This is a genomic window from Variovorax sp. KBW07, from assembly GCF_003852515.1.
Taxonomy (GTDB): Bacteria; Pseudomonadota; Gammaproteobacteria; order Burkholderiales; family Burkholderiaceae_C; genus Variovorax.
The window spans coordinates 53,077-73,013 of the sequence record NZ_QAJK01000027.1 but is presented as its reverse complement, the minus strand read 5'-3'; the positions used below and the strand labels follow the sequence as shown (position 1 = coordinate 73,013).

The following is a 19,937-nucleotide window of genomic DNA, read 5'->3' as shown; positions in this document are numbered from 1 at the left end:
GCCCGCCGGCGCTCAGCGCAAGGAGGCGTTGAGCCGCTCCAGCGCCTGGGCACCGGGGCAGAGCTGGGCCGGGCCCAGCGCGTTGAGCGGCTTGTCGCTGGTGTTCAGCGCCGTGTGCAGGTCGGTGGCCAGCGGGTCGACATACAGCAGGCCCGTGACCACTTCGCCCATCTCGTGGTGCCGCTGCATGTAGGCCATGGCGGCGTAGCGGTCGCCCGGGTTGTAGTCGGGGTGCAGGCTGCGCAGGCGCAGCAGCGTGCCATCGTGCTGGCGCACGTCGAGCACTTCGCCAGGCCCCATGTCGACGGTAATTTCCTCCCGCCCGCTGATGAAGTCGATGCGGCTCACCGCCTCGTTGTGCTCGCGCACATAGTCGTAGCTCTTGGTGCTGCCCGGATGGTTGTTGAAGGCCACGCAGGGGCTGATGACGTCGATGAAAGCCGAGCCGCCGTGGCTGATCGCCCCTTTGATCAGCGGCACCAGCTGCGCCTTGTTGCCCGAGAACCCGCGCCCCACATAGCTGGCGCCCAGCTGCAGCGCCATGGCCACCAGGTCGACCGGGCTGTCGGTGTTGATCACGCCCTTCTTGCTCTTGGAGCCCTGGTCGGCCGTGGCCGAAAACTGGCCCTTGGTCAGGCCGTAGACCCCGTTGTTCTCCACGATGTAGGCCATGCGCACGCCGCGCCGCATGGCGTGCGCGAACTGGCCGAGGCCAATGGACGCCGAATCGCCATCGCCCGACACGCCCAGGTACAGCAGGTCGCGGTTGGCCAGGTTGGCGCCGGTCAGCACGCTGGGCATGCGGCCGTGCACGGTGTTGAAGCCGTGCGATGCGCCAAGAAAATAGTCGGGCGTCTTGGAGCTGCAGCCAATGCCCGAGAGCTTGGCCACGCGGTGCGGCTCGATGTCCAGTTCCCAGCAGGCCTCGATGATGGCGGCCGAGATGGAGTCGTGCCCGCAACCGGCGCACAGCGTCGATATCTTTCCTTCGTAGTCGCGCCGCGTGTAGCCGACCTTGTTGGTGGCCAGCGTCGGGTGGTGCAGGCGTGGCTTGGCAAGGTAGGTCATGCGGATTCCTTCCTGTCGGTGGCGCGGGGCACTGGCTTTTCAGCGTGCTTCTGCACGTGCGCGCTGATGGCCTGGACGATGAAGCGCGCCGTGATGGGCGTGCCGTCGAAATGCAGCACGCGAATCAAGCGCGCGGGGTCGGCGTCCAGCTCGTTCACCAGCAGGCTGCGCATCTGCGCATCGCGGTTCTGCTCGACCACGAACACCTGCGTGTGCTGCGCCAGGAACTGCACCACGCTGTCGGGAAAGGGAAAGGCACGCAGCCGCAGCGCGTCGATCTGGATGCCGAGTGCGTCCAGTGTTTCCAGCGCCTCGTTCATCGACGGGCTGGTCGAGCCGAAATAGATCACGCCCAGTTCGGTCTTCGCCGCCGCCGGCCGCAGTACGGGCTGCGGCACCAGCGTGGCCGCGGTCGCGAACTTCTTCAGCAGCCGCTCCATGTTGTAGATGTAGTCGGGCCCGCGCTCCGAATAGCGGGCGTAGGCGTCGCGCGTGGTGCCCCGCGTGAAGTAGCTGCCCTTGGTCGGGTGCGTGCCCGGCAGGGTGCGCCAGGGAATGCCGTCACCGTCCACGTCCTTGTAGCGGCCGAAGTCTCGGCCCGCCTCCAGCTCTTCGGCGCTCATGACCTTGCCGCGGTCGTAGGCCACGCTGTCGTCCCAGGCAAAGGGCTCGCACAGGCGCTGGTTCATGCCGATGTCCAGGTCGGTCATCAGGAACACGGGCGTCTGCAGCCGGTCGGCCAGGTCCAGCGCCGCCGCCGCATGCTCGAAGCACTCGCGCGGATCTTCGGGAAACAGCAGCACGTGCTTGGTGTCGCCATGCGAGGCATAGGCGCACGACAAGATGTCGGCCTGCTGCGTGCGCGTCGGCATGCCGGTGGAAGGCCCGCCGCGCTGCACGTTGATGAGCGTGATGGGAATCTCGGCAAAGTAGGCCAGGCCGATGAACTCGGTCATCAGCGAAATGCCCGGCCCCGAAGTGGCCGTGAAAGCGCGTGCGCCATTCCAGCCGGCGCCGACCACCACACCGATGGAGGCCAGCTCGTCTTCCGCCTGCACGATGGCAAAGCGGTGCTGGCCGGTGGCCGCGTCGACGCGAAACTTGGTGCAGTACTTCTGGAAGGCCTCGGCCACCGAAGACGACGGCGTGATGGGATACCACGCGGCAACCGTCGCTCCGCCATACACGCAGCCCAGCGCCGCGGCGCTGTTGCCGTCCACGAAGATGCGGTTGCCCACCTTGTCGGCACGCTGCACGCGCAGCCCCAGCGGCTCGAGGTTCTCGCGCGCGAAGTCGCAGCCCAGGTGCAGCGCCTGCACGTTGGAGGCCAGCAGTTTTTCCTTGCCCTTGTACTGCTCGCCGAACAGTTTTTCGACCACTTCCGGCTCGATGCCGAGCAGGATGGCCAGCGCCCCCACGTAGACGATGTTCTTGAACAGCTGGCGCTGCCGCGGGTCCTGGTAGACGGCGTTGCAGATCTCGGTCAGCGGCATGCCGATCACGCGGATGTCGCCGCGGAATTTCGACGGCGGCAGCGGCCGCGTGCTGTCGTAGAAAAGGTAGCCGCCGGGCTCCAGCTCGGCCAGGTCGGCGTCCCAGGTCTGCGGGTTCATCGCCACCATCATGTCGGTGCCGCCGCGCCGCCCCAGGTGGCCCTGCTCGGTCACGCGGACCTCGTACCAGGTCGGCAGGCCCTGGATGTTGCTGGGGAAAATGTTGCGCGGGCTCACCGGCACGCCCATGCGCAAAATGGCCTTGGCGAACAGTTCGTTGGCCGAGGCCGAGCCCGAGCCGTTGACGTTGGCGAACTTGATGACGAAGTCGTTGACCGCTTCGATCCGTGGAATGGGCGGCGCACTGCTGGCCATCGCGCCTTCGGGCGGCCGCACGGCGCTCATGCCGCCACCCCCTGCCCCGCGGGCGTCATCTTCAGCAGGAACTTCTGCATGTCCCAGGCCCCGGTGGGGCAGCGCTCGGCGCACAGGCCGCAATGCAGGCACACGTCTTCGTCCTTGACCATCACGCGGCCTGTCTTGAGGCCACCCGACACGTACAGGTCTTGCGCTTCGTTCAGCGCCGGCGCCTTCAGGCGCGGCCTCAGTTGTGCTTCTTCGTCGTTCTCGATGAAGTTGATGCAGTCCATCGGGCAGATGTCGACGCAGGCATCGCATTCGATGCACGCGGCCTCGGTGAACACCGTCTGCACGTCGCAGTTCAGGCAGCGCTCGGCCTCCTTGAAAGCCGTGGCCGCATCGAAGCCCAGTTCCACTTCCACGCGGATGCTGGCCAGTGCCGTCTCGGCTTTTTCCCACGGCACCTTGTAGCGCAGGTCGTTGGAGGTGTCGTTGTCGTAGCTCCACTCGTGGATGCCCATCTTCTGCGACACCAGGTTGGTCATGGGCGCGGGGCGAATGTAGATCGGTTCGGCGTGCAGCAGCTTGTCGATCGACACTGCCGCCTCGTGGCCATGGGCCACGGCCGTGATGATGTTCTTGGGGCCGAAGGCCGCGTCGCCGCCGAAGAACACGTTCGGCACCGTCGACTGGAAAGTGTTCTTGTCGAGCACCGGCAGGCCCGACTTTTCGAAGTCGAGGCCGCAGTCGCGCTCGATCCACGGGAAGGCGTTTTCCTGGCCCACGGCCACCAGCACCTCGTCGCATTCGAAGTACGCATCGGGCTCGCCGGTGGGCACCAGCGAGCGGCGGCCCTGTGCGTCGTACGCGGCCCGGACGATCTCGAAGCGCATGCCCAGCAGCTTGCCGTTGTCGTGCACGAAAGCCTTGGGCACGTGGAAGTTGACGATCGGAATGCCCTCGTGCTGGGCGTCTTCCTTCTCCCAGGGCGAGGCCTTCATTTCGTCGAAGCCGCTGCGCACGATGACCTTCACGTCGGTGCCGCCCAACCGGCGCGCCGAGCGGCAGCAGTCCATGGCCGTGTTGCCGCCACCCAGCACGATCACGCGCTTTCCGATGCTGCTCACGTGGCCGAACGACACCGAGTTGAGCCAGTCGATGCCGATGTGGATGCTGGCCGCTGCCTCTTGCCGGCCGGGCACGTCGAGGTCGCGCCCGCGCGGTGCGCCGCAGCCGACGAAGATCGCGTCCCACCCCTGGTCCATCAGCGCCTTCATCGAATCGATGCGCTCGCCGCCGCGGAACTCCACGCCCAGGTCGAGCACGTAGCCCGTCTCTTCGTCGATCACCGATTCGGGCAGGCGAAAGCGCGGGATCTGCGTGCGGATGAAGCCGCCGGCCTTGGCCTCTGCGTCGAACACCGTCACTTCGTAGCCCAGCGGCGCGAGGTCGCGTGCGACGGTGAGCGAGGCCGGCCCCGCGCCGATGCAGGCAATGCGCTTGCCGTTCTTCGGTGCGAGCTTCGGCATGCGCGCATGCACGTCGTCCTTCATGTCGGCGGCCACGCGCTTGAGCCGGCAGATGGCCACCGGCTCCGGGGCTTCGGCGTTGCTTTCTTCCACCCGCCCTCGCCGGCAGGCCGGCTCGCAAGGCCTGTCGCAGGTGCGCCCCAGAATGCCGGGAAAGACGTTGGAGGCCCAGTTGATCATGTAGGCATCGCTGTAGCGGCGCTGCGCGATCATGCGGATGTATTCAGGGACGGGGGTGTGCGCCGGACAGGCGTACTGGCAATCGACGACCTTGTGGAAGTAGGCCGGATTTGCAATGTTGGTTCGCTGCAAGGCGTGTCTCCTGGCGACCGCCCGGGACCCCGGAGGGGCCGACATGCGGCTCTGGCGCGAGTATGGCGCCGCACCGGCCGATGCACAACCTTGGTGAAATCCCGAAGCCCCGCACGCCTTCATGCGCACCGGCAGTGGGCTTCAGCCCGGATTCATCGCCGCGCGCGAACGCGCCCTCACGCCAATGTCCGAGGCGCTGCGCTGTCCGTGGCGCTGTCCGTGGCGCTGTCCGCGACACTATTCGCGAGAGGCGCCGCTGCTGCTTCCGCCGAGCCGGATGGAAGGCAGCAGGCACAAGGCCGCGCAGGTCGCGCCGGCGCCCACAAGAAAGGCCGCCGTGATGCCGAACCACAAGGTCGCGAGGCCGACCACCGGCCCCGTCACGCCCAGTGCGATGTCGGCGAAAGCGATGAAGTTGCCCACCGCACGGCCGCGTTGCTCGGGGGGAACCGACCGGGTCGCCAGCACGCCCATCGCCGGGAACACGAGCGAGAAGCCGAGCCCGGTGAACGCCGCTCCCAGCACGGCCACGCCGGGTACCGGTGCGCACCAGATCAGCACCTGCCCGATGGCCTCGAAGACCAGTGAACCCACGGCGACCTTCGATGCGCCGAAACGGTCCGGCAGGCCCGAGCCGACCAGGCGCACCAGGACGTAGGCCACCGCGAAAGCGAGCAACGCCGTGCCGGCGTGCGGCCAACCGTGCGCCGCGTAGTCGAGCGTGAGAAAGGCGGCCATCGCGGCATAGGGCACGGTCGCCAGTGCCAGCACCAGGCCGGGCCGCCAGATCAGTCCGAGCACACGATGAAAAGGCACGCGCTGCCCACCCGATGCGGGCACGGGCGGGAGCCACAAGGCAATGGCCCAGGCCAGCATCGGCGTAAGCAATGCAAGCACGCCGACACCGGCGAAGCCGAAGGCCGCGTGCACGGCCAGCCCGGCCGGTGCGCCGAGCCCGAGCGCGGCGTAGATCGCAATGCCCGTCCACGACATGACCTTGCCGGTGTGGGCGACGCCCACGCGCGCCATGCCCCAGCTCATCAGCCCGGTCAGGAACAGGCTCTCGCCAAGGCCTGCCAGCAGCCGGCCGAGAACCAGCACGGCAAGCTTGGCAACGGGGTCAATGGGCAGAAGGCTCGACAGGCCATAGGCCAGGCCCGAGCAGGCGGTCAGTGGGAGGCCAAGAAGGACGGCGGCGCGGGGTCCGCGCTGGTCGCAGAGCGTGCCCGCCTGATGGCGGGTGAGCAGCGTGGCCAGCGACTGGATGCCGATGGTCCAGCCCACGGCGACCGAGCCGAAGCCCAGGTGGTCGCGCACCTCGAGCGACAGCGCACCCAAGGGAATGCTGATTGCAAGAAAACCGAGGAAGACCGCCAACACCACCGGGACGAGCCCCGTGAAAGTGGAGCCCTCGAACGGACGAGCGGAAACAGAAGATGAAAAATTCGATGTCATGCCGGAACGCGTCAGATTGATCGAGACACTCCCAGCTGGGATCCTCTCGACAAGGGACGCGTTGGATGACGGTAACGCCTACGACAGCTGCCTTGCGGCCACTGCGGCGGCGAATATAACGCGGCTGCTTCGCGATCGTCAATGCCTTCGGCACATCGGCAATCAAAGCTGCAATCGCGCGGCCTCTAGTCTTCTTCGTGCACCCGGTACTGGCCCATCAGCGTCTGCTGCACGGCCGGCGGAACGGCTTCGTAGTGCGACAGCGCAGTGGTGTAGTGGCCCTGCCCGCTGGTCATCGCATTCAGCCGCGACTGGTAGCTGGCCAGTTCGGCCATGGGCACCTGCCCGCGAACGGCCACGGTGCCGCCGCCCGAGGCCGACGTGCCCGTGACGAGGCCGCGCCGCGACGACAGGTCGCTCGTGACATCGCCGACGGCATGCTCGGGCACGGCAATCTCGATCTGCACGATGGGCTCGAGCACGACCGGCCTCGCCTCGCGGATCGCGGCCATGAAAGCCTTGCGGCCGGCGGTTGCGAACGCGATGTCCTTGCTGTCCACGCTGTGGTGCTTGCCGTCGTACACCACCACGCGCACGTCGACCACCGGATAGCCGGCGATGGCGCCGCACACCAGCACTTCGCGCACGCCCTTCTCTACCGCCGGAATGAACTGGCCCGGAATCGCACCGCCCCTGACCTCGTCGCCAAACTCGAAACCGCCGCCGCGCGCCAGCGGCTCGATGCGCAGGAACACCTCGCCGAACTGGCCCGCACCGCCGGTCTGTTTCTTGTGGCGGTGGTGGCCCTCGGCCGGCGCGGTCACGGTCTCGCGGTAGGCAATGCGCGGCGGGCGCGTCTGCACCTCGAAGCGGTACACCTCGCGCAAGCGGTCGAGCACGATGCGCAGGTGAAGCTCGCCCAGGCCATAGAGCACCGTCTCGTTGGTGGCGACCACGTGCTCGATGCGCAGGCACGGGTCTTCGGCCGCGAGCTTGCCCAGGATTTCCCAGGCGCGTTGCTCGTCGCCACGGCGCTTGGGCTCAACAGCCAGGCCGTGCACCGGCACAGGGAACGCGAGCGGCGCAAGATGCACGTGGCTGTCTTCCGCCGCGTCGTGCAGCACGGCATCGAAATGAATTTCCTCGACCTTGGCCACCGCCACGATGTCGCCCGGCACGGCGCGCGACACCTCCACATGGTCCTTGCCCTGAAGCATGAACAGGTGGCCCACCTTGAAGGGCTTGCGGCCGTCGCCCACGAAGAGCTGGCTGTCGGGCACGACCGTGCCCTGGTGCACGCGGAAGATGCCGAGCTTTCCGACATAGGGGTCGCTCGTGACCTTGAACACATGCGCCAGCACATGCAGCGACGGGTCGGGCGTGGCCTTCATGGGCCTGGCCTGCGCGCCCTCGCCGACGATGAAGTCAGGCGGGTTGGCCTCGGTCGGGTCGGGCAGCAGCTTGACGATCACGTCCAGCAACTCGGCCACGCCCGCACCGCTGCGCGACGAAACAAAGCACACCGGGATCAGGTGGCCTTCGCGCAGCGCCTGCTCGAGCGGCGCGTGCAGCTCGGCCGCGTCCACGTCGCCCTCTTCGAGGTAGCGGTCGACGAAGGCCGCGTCGACCTCGACCACCTGCTCCACCAGCGCACGGTGCGCCGCTTCGACGGGGCCGAAGTCGGACTGCCCGAAGCGGTTGAAGAAGCAGTCCACCACCTGCCTGCCGACCCCGTCGGGCAAATTCAGCGGCAGGCATTCGCGGCCGAAGGTGGCCTGGATGTCGGCCAGCAGGCCCGCCAGCGAGACGCCCTGCGAGTCGATCTTGTTGACGATGATCATGCGGGCGAGGTGGCGCGAGGCCGCGTACTCCATCATGCGCACCGTCATCGGCTCGATGCCGGTGGCGGCGTTGATGACCACCGCCGCCGTCTCGACCGCCTCCAGCGCGGGCAGGCTCTGGCCCATGAAGTCGGCGCCGCCGGGCGTGTCGATCAGGTGGATGCGCGTGCCGTTGTGCGTGAGGTGCATCAGCGACACGTTGAGCGAGTGCTGCATGCGGCGCTCGAGCGGGTCGTGGTCGCTGACGGTGTTGCCGCGCTCGACGCTGCCGCGCGCTCCGATGGCGCCGGCCTTGTGCAACAGGGCCTCGGCAAGGGTGGTCTTGCCGCTGGCCGCGGCGCCGACGAGCGCCAGCGTTCGCACAGCTTCCATTTCGGCCGCGAGGCCGTTCGATCGGCTTGGCATGGCATGGGCTCCTTGACGCCCGCAAGGCCGGCCCCCGGCGGCCCGCAAGGGCTCGGGTGCTGCGCGCGGACGCCGGGCCAGCGTACGGGATTGACCGGCCCGATGCAAGCGCGCGCGCGTTTGCACCGGCCGCGCCGTGAAGTCAGCGGGCCTGTTGCCTTGCCCCGCCGATCGGCAGGCGCCACAGTTCGTAGCGCTCGTTCCCACGGCCGACCGAGCCCGCGAAGTGATCGTTCAAGGCACTCGACGTAAAGACCAGGTCGCCACCGGGAAGCATCGCGGGCGTATCGGGCCAGCGCACGCCTTCGTCGGACGTAAGCAGCGACATCGCCTTCGTGCGGGGGTCGTACTTCACGATGCCGTTGCGCGTGACGTCGGTGATGTACAGCCCGCCCTTCGCATCGGTCACGATGCCGTCGGTGTTGCCGCCCACGGCGCCGAGGTCGCGGATTGCCGCGGCAATCCGCGCGTCGCCCGCATCGGGCCGGCGCAGCATCGCCGTCGGGACCGAGCGGGCGCGCGTGCCCGTGGTCACCGTCCAGTACAGCGTGCCGCCGTCGGGCGACAGCGCAATGCCGTTGATGCCCAGCAGCAGCGGATTGCCGGGCCACACCTCGGCGCCGTGCGAGACGACCTTCACGCCGGCTTCGACCTGAAGCGCAGGGTGCCTGTCGAGCACACGGCGGGCCTTGCCCGACGCGAAATCGACAACGATCAGGCCCACCATGTTGTCGGGTGCGCTGCGCATGCCGCTGTCGGCGATGTACGCCACGCGGCGGCGCTCGTCCACGGCAATGTCGTTCAGGAAGCTGCCCTTGCGGTCGGCCACGCCGTCGAGCGCAATGCGCTTGACGGTCCGGCCCGTTGCCAGGTCGAGCACCAGCACCTTCTGCGCACCGGCCGGCGCTTCGGACTCGCCGGCCACGAAGCCCATGTCGAGCGCCCACAGCCAGCCGTTCTTGCGATCGACGTGAAAGCCGAGCACGTTGCGCAGGCCATGCCCGGGCGCGGCGTTCAGCGCGTTGCCTTGCACCGAAGGAAACGCCGTCAGCCGGGCCGGGCCGGTGCGGGCAGCTATGTCCAACCTGCTGAGGGTTGCCGGTGCATCGGCCGACACCAGCCGCGGCGTGCTCACGTAGGCCGCGCCCTTTGCATCGAAGTGCAACCCGGCGATGGGCGCGTTCACCGAGCCGGCGAACGGTGCGGGGTCCGCACCGTCGATGGACGGCTCCCAGCTCACGCCGGCATAGCTGCGCCAGCGTTCGAGCGGCAGGTTGTCCGCGGCACTGGCGGCGTGGGGGATGGCGATGAATGCCGCCAACGCAAGCGTGGCGATCTGAAGCGGGCGATGGATCATGGCGAGAGTTTTCGGCGCGTTGCAGTAGCAGTGGTTGGTGGTCTGGAAACGGGCTGGTTCGCCCGACGACTCGAATGTATTGACCGCTTCTCCGGCGATAAACTGGCCTCCAGGGAAAACATTTGTTCTTCAGGAGACAGGATGAGCCGGAGATTCGATCACCTGGGCGATGTGGAGACCTTCGTGACGGTGGTCGAAAAGGGCTCCCTGACGGCCGGCGCCGTGGCCCTGGCGACCACGCCCTCGGTGCTCAGCCGCGCCATCACGCGGCTGGAAACCCGGCTGGGCGTGCAACTGCTGCGCCGCACCACGCGGCGCCTGAGCCTGACCGAGCAGGGCCAGCTGTACCTGGCGCAGTCGCGCGCGGCCTTTGCGCTGATCGACGACGCCGAGCGCGCAATGCAAGGGCAGCAAGACGGCGAGCTCACGGGCAGCGTGCGCATGAGCGTGCCCACCACCTACGCGCACCACCGGCTGCCGGCGCTGCTGCAGCGGTTTGCCGCGCACTGCCCGCAGGTGCGTGTGGAGCTCAACATCACGAACCGCAACGTCGACCTGGTGGCCGAGGGCTACGACCTGGCGATCCGGCTGGGCCAATTGCCCGACAGCGGCCTCGTTGCTCGCAAGCTCGAAGATGCGCCGATGTGCCTGATCGCGGCGCCCGGCTACATCGCACGCGCGGGTGCGCCGGAGCGCATCGATGCGCTGGCACGGCACGCCTGCCTGCCCTTCGTGATGCCCAGCACCGGCCGCGTGTCGCCATGGATCCTGCGCGACGAAGGGCGCGATGTGGACTGGACGCCGCAAGGCTGCCTGCAGGTGTCGGACGACGTGCTGGGCGTGGTCTCGCTGGCCCTGAGCGGGCTCGGCATCTGCCAGACCTACGACTTCATTGCGCATGATCTCGTCGCGCAGGGGCGCGCGGTCGAGGTGCTGCCGCAAGCGCGCGGACGCTCTCGGCCGTTCTCGGTGATCTACGCGCCGCACCGGCGGCTGTCGTCGGCTTCGCGGGCGTTGATCGACTTCCTGACGGCCGGGGAACGAGCCTGAGCCTGTTGCGGCGGCGAAGCGCGCCTCAGGCGCCGACCTCGCTCATGCGTTGCCCCAGCTTGCGCAGCGCGGGCAGGTCGAGAACCATCACGCCGTTGTACTCGGCGCGGACCAGTGCCATGTCTTCGAGCGTTCGCATCTCCTTGTTGATGCTCCTGCGTGTCACCTGCAGCATCGCGGCCAGGTCGTCTTGCGAAAGCCGCAGGCGCAGCCGGCGCGTTCCGTCTTCCACGCCGTAGATCCGCGCGAGCCCCCCGATGGCGGCCGCGAGGCGCTGGCGTGTGTTGCCCGTGAGCTGGTCCAGCACCGTCGTGAAGATCTGGCGATGCTGCCTCGACAGCGCGCGGGCCATGTTCTTCCACAGCAGCACTTCGGAACCCAGCGTACGAAAGACGACGGGCGCCGGCAGGTGAATCACGACCGCATCGCCATGCGCGCGGTAGCTGTGCAACGGTTCGTCGTTCGGATTCAGTCCGCGCGAAATTCCGGCGACGAATCCGGGTCCGAGAATGGCGATGGGCGCATGCGAACCGCAGGGCTTGACGCGCTCCACCATGAGGTGGCCCGCCACCACGATCAGTATCTCGGGCTCGCTGCCGGCTTCGCTGTGGACCAGGTCGGCACGCACGTGGCGGCGCAGCCTCGACGCAGGCAGCAGGCGCTCCAGAAGCTCCTGCGGCCAGGATGAAAAGACTTCCGACAAGGCAAAGCCTTGCCGGATCAGCGCTGGTTCTCCGGGCTTGCTGTCCGGCGGATCCGGCAAGGCCTTCTCGTTGCCCATCAAGTCAGTTTTCCGCCAGACGCGAACGCCTATGACTCTCCCGCAACTTCAATCTCCAAGCGGCGATGGGGCTGCAGGTCTTGCGCCAATGCCGGCGGAGCCGCCACCGCGGGCGCATGCAGAAACGCGACGCAGCTTGCGGGCTTCCAGTGGAAGGTGCGCGCCTGGATGGCCTTGTCGAAGAGCACCTTGTACTGGCAAGTGGTCACGCCGGTGCTGCTGCTGGTGCCGGGGATGGCGCGGAACTGGAAGATGTAGTCCCACTCGCGCACCGCGCCAATGCCTTCCGCGAAATGCGGCGCGCCCAGCAGGTCGTACAGCTGGCTCTTCGTCACGCCGGCACCGACTTGCCGCAGGTTGTCGACATTGGGAAAGATGCCATCTTTCACCGACGCGCCCGATGACTCGGGAAAGACGATATCGGTTGCAGTCCCTTCGTCGGTGACGCCTCTGCTCACGGTCGAGGTTCCACAGCCTGCGAGCAGTGCCACCGCGCTGAATGCCACAACCACCACCGCCATCGCGGTCAGCGCCCCTCGCGCCGTGGCGCGATTCTTCTTGTTCATGTTCATCTCTGTACGGTTTCTGATTTCTTCATTGCGTCGTGCGTCGTGCATGCCGATCAATCCCAGACACCGCTGATGCCGGCGCGCACGCCGACGGTGCCGGCCGATGTCGCGGTCACCCCGCCGCTCACGCTCCATCGGCCGCTTTCAGCCGTCTTGCGCAGCGATGCGCCCACCGCCGTCTGCCCCTGGTAGTGGCCCATGCCGGCCGCGTACGAGACCTTGCCCGGTACATAGGGCGCGTTCTCGAGCGCCATCGCAGCCGCTGTGCCGGCATACGATTTCTTCTCGATGTCCCGCATCGCGTTGCCGAGCTGGTTGAAGCGTGCGTCCGTGTAGTTCATCGACGCGGCGGCGGCACTGTTGAGCTGGTTCAGGTTGACCGCATCGGTCCCCTGCACGCCCGGTGCCACGTTGGAAATGCGCGTGCCGTCCGGTGCCTGTCCGTTGCCCATCGTGATCTGTCCATGGTTGACGCTGCCGTCGGCGTGGGTGTCGTACTGCACGCTGCCGGCCTTGACCGCACTGGCCGAGGCCTTCAGTTGCGCCACGTTGGCTGCGTCGCTGTCGGCCGTGCCCGCGGCCACGCCGGTGACCTGGCGGAACTGGCCGTTGCCCGCATCGCCCACCGACACGGCACCCTGCGTACTCGTTGTTGCCCGCACGGCCGAAGCCTGCTGCGCGCCCGCGCCTTCCGGCACATGGCCGGCCACGCCCGCCGCGGTCGAGGCGACCGAGCCCGCGCCCAGTGCGACGCCGCCCGTCTGCTGCACCACCGCCTTGAAGCCGATGGCCGTGCCGCTGGCCGACGTGGCCTGCGCGCCCGAGCCCACGGCCACGGACGACGCACCGTTGGCCACCGCCTGCGGCCCCACGGCCACCGCGTCGGTGCCGCCCGCCGTTGCATCGGGCAGTGCCGAATTGGCGCGGAAGTACTTCATGCCGCCGCCGTTGATCGCGTTGTTCACCGTGGTGAGGTTGTCGTTCACCGAGCCCAGCGCGCCGCCCACGTTGTCGTAGGTGTTGCCCTGAACGTTGTAGCCCGGCGCCTTGCCTTCGTTCAGGTTCGCGCCGCCGCCCAGGTAGTTCGACACCGCCGTGTGGGTCGCATTGAGCTGCGCACCGTTGACGGCATCCGTCGACTTGTCGTTCACCGCGCCTTGCGCCACGTTGCCGAGCCGGGTGCCACCGGTCTTTCCGCCGTCCGTGGAGGTTGCGCCGCCCATCGTCACCGCGCCCTTGTCGGCACCGTCGTACTGCACCGAGTTGTTCGCCTTGCTCGCCACTTCCTGCAGTTGGCCGAAGTTGACGGCATCGCCGGCGCCCGTGCCGTTGGCCACGTTGGTCACGCGCTGCGCCGCGCCGGGGTTGGCGGCCGTTCCGTCCTTGCCCACCAGCACCAGCTCGTTGGCGTTGTCGGTGCGCTGAAGCGGACCGACCTTGCCGTCGTTCACGCTCGTGCTCAGGTTCTTCAGGTCGTTGCCCAGGTGGGTGACGTTCTGGTTGGTCGCGAACAGCTGGCCGCCGTTGACCGCGTCCTTCGAGCCTTCGGCCAGGTTGCCGTCCGCGACGTTGCCCAGCTTCACGGGGCCGGTCGATGGCGTCTTGCCGTCCGCGCCCATGCCGCCCAGCGTGATGCCGGCCTTTCCTGGCGCGCCGTCCGCGCCCTTGTCGTACTGCACAGAGTTGTCCGCCTTCGTGCCGACCGCCGCAACCGCTTCATTGACCGCGTGCAGCTGGCTGCCGTTGACCGCATCGGTCGACGTGCTGGACAGCTCGCCGTTCTTCACGTTGGTCAGCTGTTGCGCGGCGCCTGGGGCCGCGCCCGTGGCACCCGGTGCGACCAATGCAAGCTGGTCGTCCTTGCCGGTTCGCTGGACCGGACCGACCGCGCCGTTGGAGACCACGGTGCCGAGGTTGTCGAGCGCCCCCTGCACCGTCGTCGCGCTGCCGCCACCGACCGTGGTGAAGGCCGACGGGGTGTAGACGCCGCCGACATAGGTGCCGCCGAGCACGTTGGCGATGCCGGAGCCCAGCGTGTTCAGCTGGCCGCCGTTGATGGCGTCCTTCGAGCCGGCGGCCACGTTGCCGTCGGCCACGTTGGCCAGCTTGACGGGTGCCGTTGCCGGTGTGCCATCGGCATTGAGGCCGCCGAGCGTGATGCTCTCCTTGCTTGGTGCGCCGTCCTTCGCGTCGTACTGCACGGCGTTGTCGGCCTTGGCTTCAACTGCCTTGACCTGCGCCACGTTGGCGGCATCCGTGTCGTTCGTTCCTGCGCCCACGTTGGTGACCGGCTTGCCGCCTGCGTCGATGCCTGCCGTGGTCACGCTCGGGCCTGCCTTGCCATCTGCGCCGGTGGTCGTCAGGCCGTTGGCGCCCAGCGTTGCGCTGGCACCAGGATTGCCCGGTGCTCCATTGGTTGCAGTCACCGACTCGAAGGTCGGTGTCTTCGACACGTCTACCTTGATCTGGTTGCCAGTGCGAATGACCGTGGTGTTGCTGCCGTTGATGAAATCAACTGCACCACCCGGCGCAATGTTCAGGGGCGAGGATTCGCCATTCGCACTGAGGTTCCAGCCCTTGTTGGCCGTCGCACTCACCGTGTCGAGCTGGCCGCGGTTGACTGCGTCGTTCGGCGCCGTGCCATCCGCGACGTTGCTCAGTACTTGTGCATTGCCCGGCGCATCACCAGTCGCGCCCGGTGCCACCAGCGTCAATTGGTTGGTCTTGCCAGGGATTGCTTGCACCGGACCGATGGCGCCGTTGCGAATGCTGTCCCCCAGGTTGGTGACGTTCTGGTTCGTGGTGTTCAACTGGCCGCCGTTGACGGCGTCCTTCGAACCCGCAGCCACGTTGCCGTCGGCCACGTTGGCCAGCTTCACCGGCGCCGTTGCGGGCGTGCCGTCCGCGTTGAGGCCGCCCAGCGTGATGCTGTCCTTGCCCGGTGCGCCGTCCTTCGCGTCGTACTGCACGGCGTTGTCGGCCTTGGCTTCTACTGCCTTGACCTGCGCCACGTTGGCTGCATCGGTGTCGTTCGTTCCCGCACCCACGTTGCCGATCGGCTTGCCACCGGCATCGATGCCGGCCGTGGTCACGCTCGGGCCTGCCTTGCCGTCCGCACCGTTCGTCGTCAGGCCGTTGGCGCCCAGCGTTGCGCTAGCGCCAGGGTTGCCCGGCGTGCCGGTCGTTGCAGTCACCGACTCGAAGGTCGGTGTCTTCGACACGTCTACCTTGATCTGGTTGCCAGTGCGAATGACCGCGGTGTTGCTGCCGTTGATGAAGTCGACTGCACCGCCTGGGGCGATGTTCAGTGGCGAGGCCTCACCATTGGCACTCAAGTTCCAGCCCTTGTTGACCGTCGCACTCACCGTGTCGAGCTGGCCGCGATTGACCGCGTCGTTCGGTGCCGTGCCGTCCGCGACGTTGCTCAACACCTGTGCATTGCCCGGGGCATCACCGGTCGCGCCCGGTGCCACCAGGGTCAATTGGTTGGTCTTGCCAGGAACGGCTTGCACCGGACCGATAGAGCCGTTGCGAATGCTGTCCCCCAGGTTGGTGACGTTCTGGTTCGTGATGTTCAACTGGCCGCCGTTGACCGCGTCCTTCGAGCCCGCAGCCACGTTGCCGTCGGCCACATTGGCCAGCTTCACGGGGGCGGTTGCGGGTGTGCCGTCGGCATTCAGTCCACCGAGCGTGATGCTCTCCTTGCCCGGCGCGCCGTCCTTCGCGTCGTACTGCACCGCGTTACCGGCCTTGGCCTGCGCCGCCTTCACCTGCGCGACGTTAGCCGCGTCCGTGTCTTTCTCGCCCGGACCCACGTTGGTGATCGGCTTGCCGCCCGCATCGATGCCGGTCGTGGTCACGCTTGGACCTGCCTTGCCGTCCGCGCCGATGGTCGTCAGGCCGTTGGCGCCCAGCGTTGCGCTGGCACCAGGGTTGCCCGGTGTTCCGTTGGTTGCGGTCACCGACTCAAATGTCGGCGTCTTCGACACGTCCACCTTGATCTGGTTGCCAGCACGCGAGACTGTCGTGTTGCTGCCGTTGACGAAATCAACCGCACCGCCCGGCGCGATGTTCAGCGGCGACGCTTCACCGTTGGCGCTCAAGTTCCAGCCTTTGTTCGCCGTCGCACTCACCGTGTCGAGCTGGCCGCGATTGACCGCGTCATTCGGTGCCGTGCCGTTGGCCACGTTGCTCAGCACCTGTGCATTGCCAGGTGCGGCACTGGTCGCGCCCGGTGCTACTAGCGTCAATTGGTCGGTCTTGCCAGGAACAGCTTGCACCGGTCCGATGGCGCCGTTGCGAATGCTGTCGCCCAGGTTGGTGACGTTCTGGTTCGTGGTGTTCAACTGGCCGCCGTTGACTGCGTCCTTCGAACCCGCAGCCACGTTGCCGTCAGCCACATTGGCCAGCTTCACGGGTGCCGTTGCCGGTGTGCCGTCGGCATTGAGCCCGCCCAGCGTCACGCCGCTCTTGCCTGGCGTACCGTCCGCGTTCTTGTCGTACTGCACGGCGTTTCCGGCCTTGGCCTCCGCCGCCTTCACCTGCGCCACATTGGCGGCATCCGTATCGTTCGTTCCCGCACCTACATTGGTGATCGGCTTGCCACCGGCATCGATGCCGGCCGTGGTCACGCTCGGGCCTGCCTTGCCGTCCGCACCGGTCGTCGTCAGGCCGTTGGTTCCCAGCGTCGCGCTGGTGCTGCCAGGCGCGCCCGTCGTCGCGGTCACCGACTCGAAGGTCGGTGTCTTCGAAACATCTACCTTGATCTGGTTGCCAGTGCGAATGACTGTGGTGTTGCTGCCGTTGATGAAGTCAACCGCACCGCCCGGTGCGATGTTCAGCGGCGAGGCTTCACCGTTGGCGCTCAGGTTCCAGCCCTTGTTGGCTGTCTCGCTCACCGCGTTCAACTGGCCACCGTTGACAGCATCTTTGGAGCCAGCAGCCACATTACCGTCAGCGACGTTGCCCAGCTTCACGGGTGCTGTTGCAGGCGTGCCGTCGGCGTTCTTGCCGCCCAGCGTCACGCGGCTCTTGTCGGGCGTGCCGTCCGCGTTCTTGTCGTACTGCACGGCACTGCCGGCCAGTGCGTCGAGTTGGCCGACGTTGGCTGCATCGGTCGGTGCCTTTCCAGCGGCCACGTTGCCGAGTACCTGCGCATTGCCAGGCGCGGCACCGGTCGCGCCCGGTGCCACCAGCGTCAACTGGTCGGTCTTGCCAGGTACGGCTTGCACCGGACCGATCACGCCGTTGCGAATGCTGTCCCCCAGATTGGTGACGTTCTGGTTCGTGGTGTTCAGCTGGCCGCCGTTGACGGCGTCCTTCGAACCCGCTGCCACGTTGCCATCGGCCACATTGGCCAGCTTCACGGGTGCCGTTGCCGGTGTGCCGTCGGCATTGAGCCCGCCCAGCGTCACGCCGCTCTTGCCCGGCGTGCCATCGGCGTTCTTGTCGTACTGCACGGCGTTTCCGGCCTTGGCCTCCGCCGCCTTCACCTGCGCCACATTGGCGGCATCCGTATCGTTCGTTCCCGCACCTACATTGGTGATCGGCTTGCCACCGGCATCGATGCCGGCCGTGGTCACGCTCGGGCCGGCCTTGCCATCCGCACCGGTGGTCGTCAGGCCGTTCGCACCCAGCGTCGCGCTGGCACCAGGGTTTCCCGGCGTGCCATTGGTTGCAGTCACCGACTCGAATGTCGGTGTCTTCGACACGTCCACCTTGATCTGCTTGCCGGTGCGAGTGACCGTGGTGTTGCTGCCGTTGACGAAGTCGACGGTGTCGCCCGGGGCGATCTTCTGCGCGGCGGCGCCTTCGCCGTTGGCGCTGAGGTTCCAGCCCTTGTTGGCAATTTCGCTCACCGCACTCAGTTGGCCGCCGTTGACGGCGTCCTTCGAACCCGCAGCCACGTTGCCGTCGGCCACGTTGCCCAGCTTCACGGGTGCCGTGGCCGGCGTGCCGCCGAGGGTCACGCCGCCCTTGTTCAGGGTGCCGTCCGCGTTCTTGTCGTACTGCACCGCCGCAGTGGAGGCCGCCTGCAGTTGGCTGACGTTGACCGCATCGGTGCCGGCACCGCCAGCCGCCACGTTGGTGAGGCGGCGTTCGCTGCCGTCGGCGCCCACGGAAACCTCGCCGGCCGGCGTGGCGCCCGCAATGGTGGCGCCCTTGAAAGGCGTGTGGGCCGCGGTGGACTGCAGGGCGGCCAGCGTGGCCGAGGTCTTGCTCGACGAGCCCAGCGCGACGCTGTCGTCATAGAGCGCGCTGGCATCGGCACCCAGTGCCGTGGCATGGGTACCGGCGGCATTGGCCTGATGGCCCATCGCCATCGAATTGAGTCCCTTCGCCTTGCTGGCGTCGCCCACGGCAATGGCGTTCGCATCCGATGCAGCGGCGTTGGTGCCTATGCCGATGGCATTTTTTTCCGACGCTGTTGCGCCATCGCCCTGCGCGATGCCGAAGGCGCCTTTCGTCGTCGCTCCGCGGCCGAGGGCAATGCCCGAAGTGGCCGCTGAAGCAACGCTGGACTGGCCGCCGATGGCAATCGAACCGACCTCCAGCGCGGCAGCCCCCCCGTCGGCATTCGCGCCGATTGCGACCGCTCCGCTAGCGGCTGCGCTCGTTTTCCAGCCGTAAGCCACGGCACGGTCTCCCGCCGAGCTCGCTCCAGCGCCGATGGCAACGCCTCGATCTCCGCTGACGGCTGCAAGCACGCCCATTGCCACACCTCTGGTCCCGCCATCGACACCACTCTTCGCGTCGCCGCCGAAGGCGATGGAACCATAGGAAAGGGCCTGCGCGCCGACGCCGAACGCGGTGCCATAGTTCGTCGCTTTCGACTTGTTGCCGAATGCCGTCGAAGGCGCCAGGCTCGAGCTGTCGCCACTGGCATAGGCATTGGTGCCGAAAGCCATGTCGTTGCCGAAGACGGCGGTGGCGCCCGTGCCGAAGGCCAGGGCACTCTGCCCTGTCGCCTGGGACATTCCACCCACCGCGATGCTGTAGGGCCCCGTAGCCTTGGCGCCTGCATTTGCAACGTTCGCTGTCGCTGCTCCGCCGGCATCGGCGCCAATGGCGACAGAGCCGGAACCGCTCGCTATGGCGTCCGTGCCGATTGCCACCGCATTCACGGCGGTGGCATTCGAGTTGTGCCCCACGGCGACGGACCGATCGGCCGAAGCGACCGCTGCATTGTTGTTGTCGCTGTTGCCTGTGCCGTTGCCGCCACCGATGGCCACCGAAGACTCGCCGGTTGCCTTTGTTCCGCTGCCAAGCGCCGCCGCCCCGCTGCCGCCCCCCGAAACTCCAGCCGTGGCGTTGACACCCACGGCAACGCCCGAAACCGCGGGTGCGGTGGCGCTGGTGCCGACTGCAATGGCGTTGGTCCCGGTTGCACTCGCATTGGTCGACGATCCGGACGGGCTCACGGTGATCGCACCCGTACCCGGCGTTCCCACTGCTTCAAAGTCTCCCGCCGCAAAGGCTTCGCAGGAAAGCCCTGCTACGCCAGCCAGAACGACGAGTGCCGCAGCAACAGCGGCGCCCGAACGGCTGCGCTTGCCGCGCCCCTTGGTGACTTCAGAAGCGGCGACCCATGCGCCGAGCGATTCGTTCCAGATGGATTTGTAGGACGTGTTCATTGGATTGGCAGCCGTGCTGCGAAAAGAAGAAGAGGAAGAAGAAAAAAGGAAAGAGAAAAGCGAGCGAGCAGGCGCACAGCGGC

Annotated in this window: 10 protein-coding genes; 1 reads left to right on the top strand and 9 read right to left on the bottom strand. The window is 67.4% G+C overall.

Translation table 11 applies throughout. The features are described from left to right. Positions 1-12: 12 nt before the first annotated feature. From DBV14_RS06105 to DBV14_RS06080, 6 genes are all read right to left on the bottom strand, one after another. Complete coding sequence (locus DBV14_RS06105; RefSeq protein WP_124458299.1) at positions 13-1,068, bottom strand: 2-oxoacid:ferredoxin oxidoreductase subunit beta; 1,056 nt, start codon at positions 1,066-1,068, stop codon at positions 13-15. Further along, positions 1,065-2,966 (bottom strand): 2-oxoacid:acceptor oxidoreductase subunit alpha, encoded by a 1,902-nt coding sequence (locus DBV14_RS06100; RefSeq protein WP_124458298.1) that lies wholly within the window; start codon positions 2,964-2,966, stop codon positions 1,065-1,067. The genes DBV14_RS06105 and DBV14_RS06100 overlap by 4 nt, the downstream gene beginning before the upstream one ends. Next, a complete protein-coding gene (locus DBV14_RS06095; protein WP_124458297.1) occupies positions 2,963-4,762 on the bottom strand; it encodes an FAD-dependent oxidoreductase in 1,800 nt (599 codons plus the stop codon). The genes DBV14_RS06100 and DBV14_RS06095 overlap by 4 nt, the downstream gene beginning before the upstream one ends. Positions 4,763-4,999: 237 nt before the next feature. Continuing rightward, on the bottom strand, positions 5,000-6,217 hold the full coding sequence (locus DBV14_RS06090) for an MFS transporter (RefSeq protein ID WP_124458296.1): 1,218 nt from the start codon (positions 6,215-6,217) through the stop codon (positions 5,000-5,002). Between the two features lie 185 nt (positions 6,218-6,402). Beyond that, complete coding sequence (fusA, locus tag DBV14_RS06085) at positions 6,403-8,463, bottom strand: elongation factor G (RefSeq protein WP_124458295.1); 2,061 nt, start codon at positions 8,461-8,463, stop codon at positions 6,403-6,405. Positions 8,464-8,605: 142 nt separating this feature from the next. Continuing rightward, positions 8,606-9,820, bottom strand: coding sequence for an L-dopachrome tautomerase-related protein (locus DBV14_RS06080; protein ID WP_124458294.1), 1,215 nt, complete (start codon positions 9,818-9,820; stop codon positions 8,606-8,608). 141 nt (positions 9,821-9,961) lie between these two features. Between DBV14_RS06080 and DBV14_RS06075 the strand changes: the two genes are divergently transcribed. Then, positions 9,962-10,870, top strand: coding sequence for a LysR family transcriptional regulator (locus DBV14_RS06075; protein ID WP_124458293.1), 909 nt, complete (start codon positions 9,962-9,964; stop codon positions 10,868-10,870). Between the two features lie 25 nt (positions 10,871-10,895). On the opposite strand, the gene DBV14_RS06070 is transcribed toward DBV14_RS06075, so the two are convergent. From DBV14_RS06070 to DBV14_RS06060, 3 genes are read right to left on the bottom strand one after another with little or no spacing between them, the layout of a single operon-like run. After that, positions 10,896-11,651, bottom strand: coding sequence for a Crp/Fnr family transcriptional regulator (locus DBV14_RS06070; RefSeq protein ID WP_124458292.1), 756 nt, complete (start codon positions 11,649-11,651; stop codon positions 10,896-10,898). Positions 11,652-11,680: 29 nt separating this feature from the next. Beyond that, complete coding sequence (locus DBV14_RS06065; RefSeq protein WP_260396833.1) at positions 11,681-12,217, bottom strand: outer membrane protein assembly factor BamE; 537 nt, start codon at positions 12,215-12,217, stop codon at positions 11,681-11,683. Positions 12,218-12,273: 56 nt separating this feature from the next. Further along, positions 12,274-19,854: an ESPR-type extended signal peptide-containing protein gene (locus tag DBV14_RS06060; protein ID WP_124458291.1), complete on the bottom strand. Its 7,581-nt coding sequence runs from the start codon at positions 19,852-19,854 to the stop codon at positions 12,274-12,276. Positions 19,855-19,937: the final 83 nt, after the last annotated feature.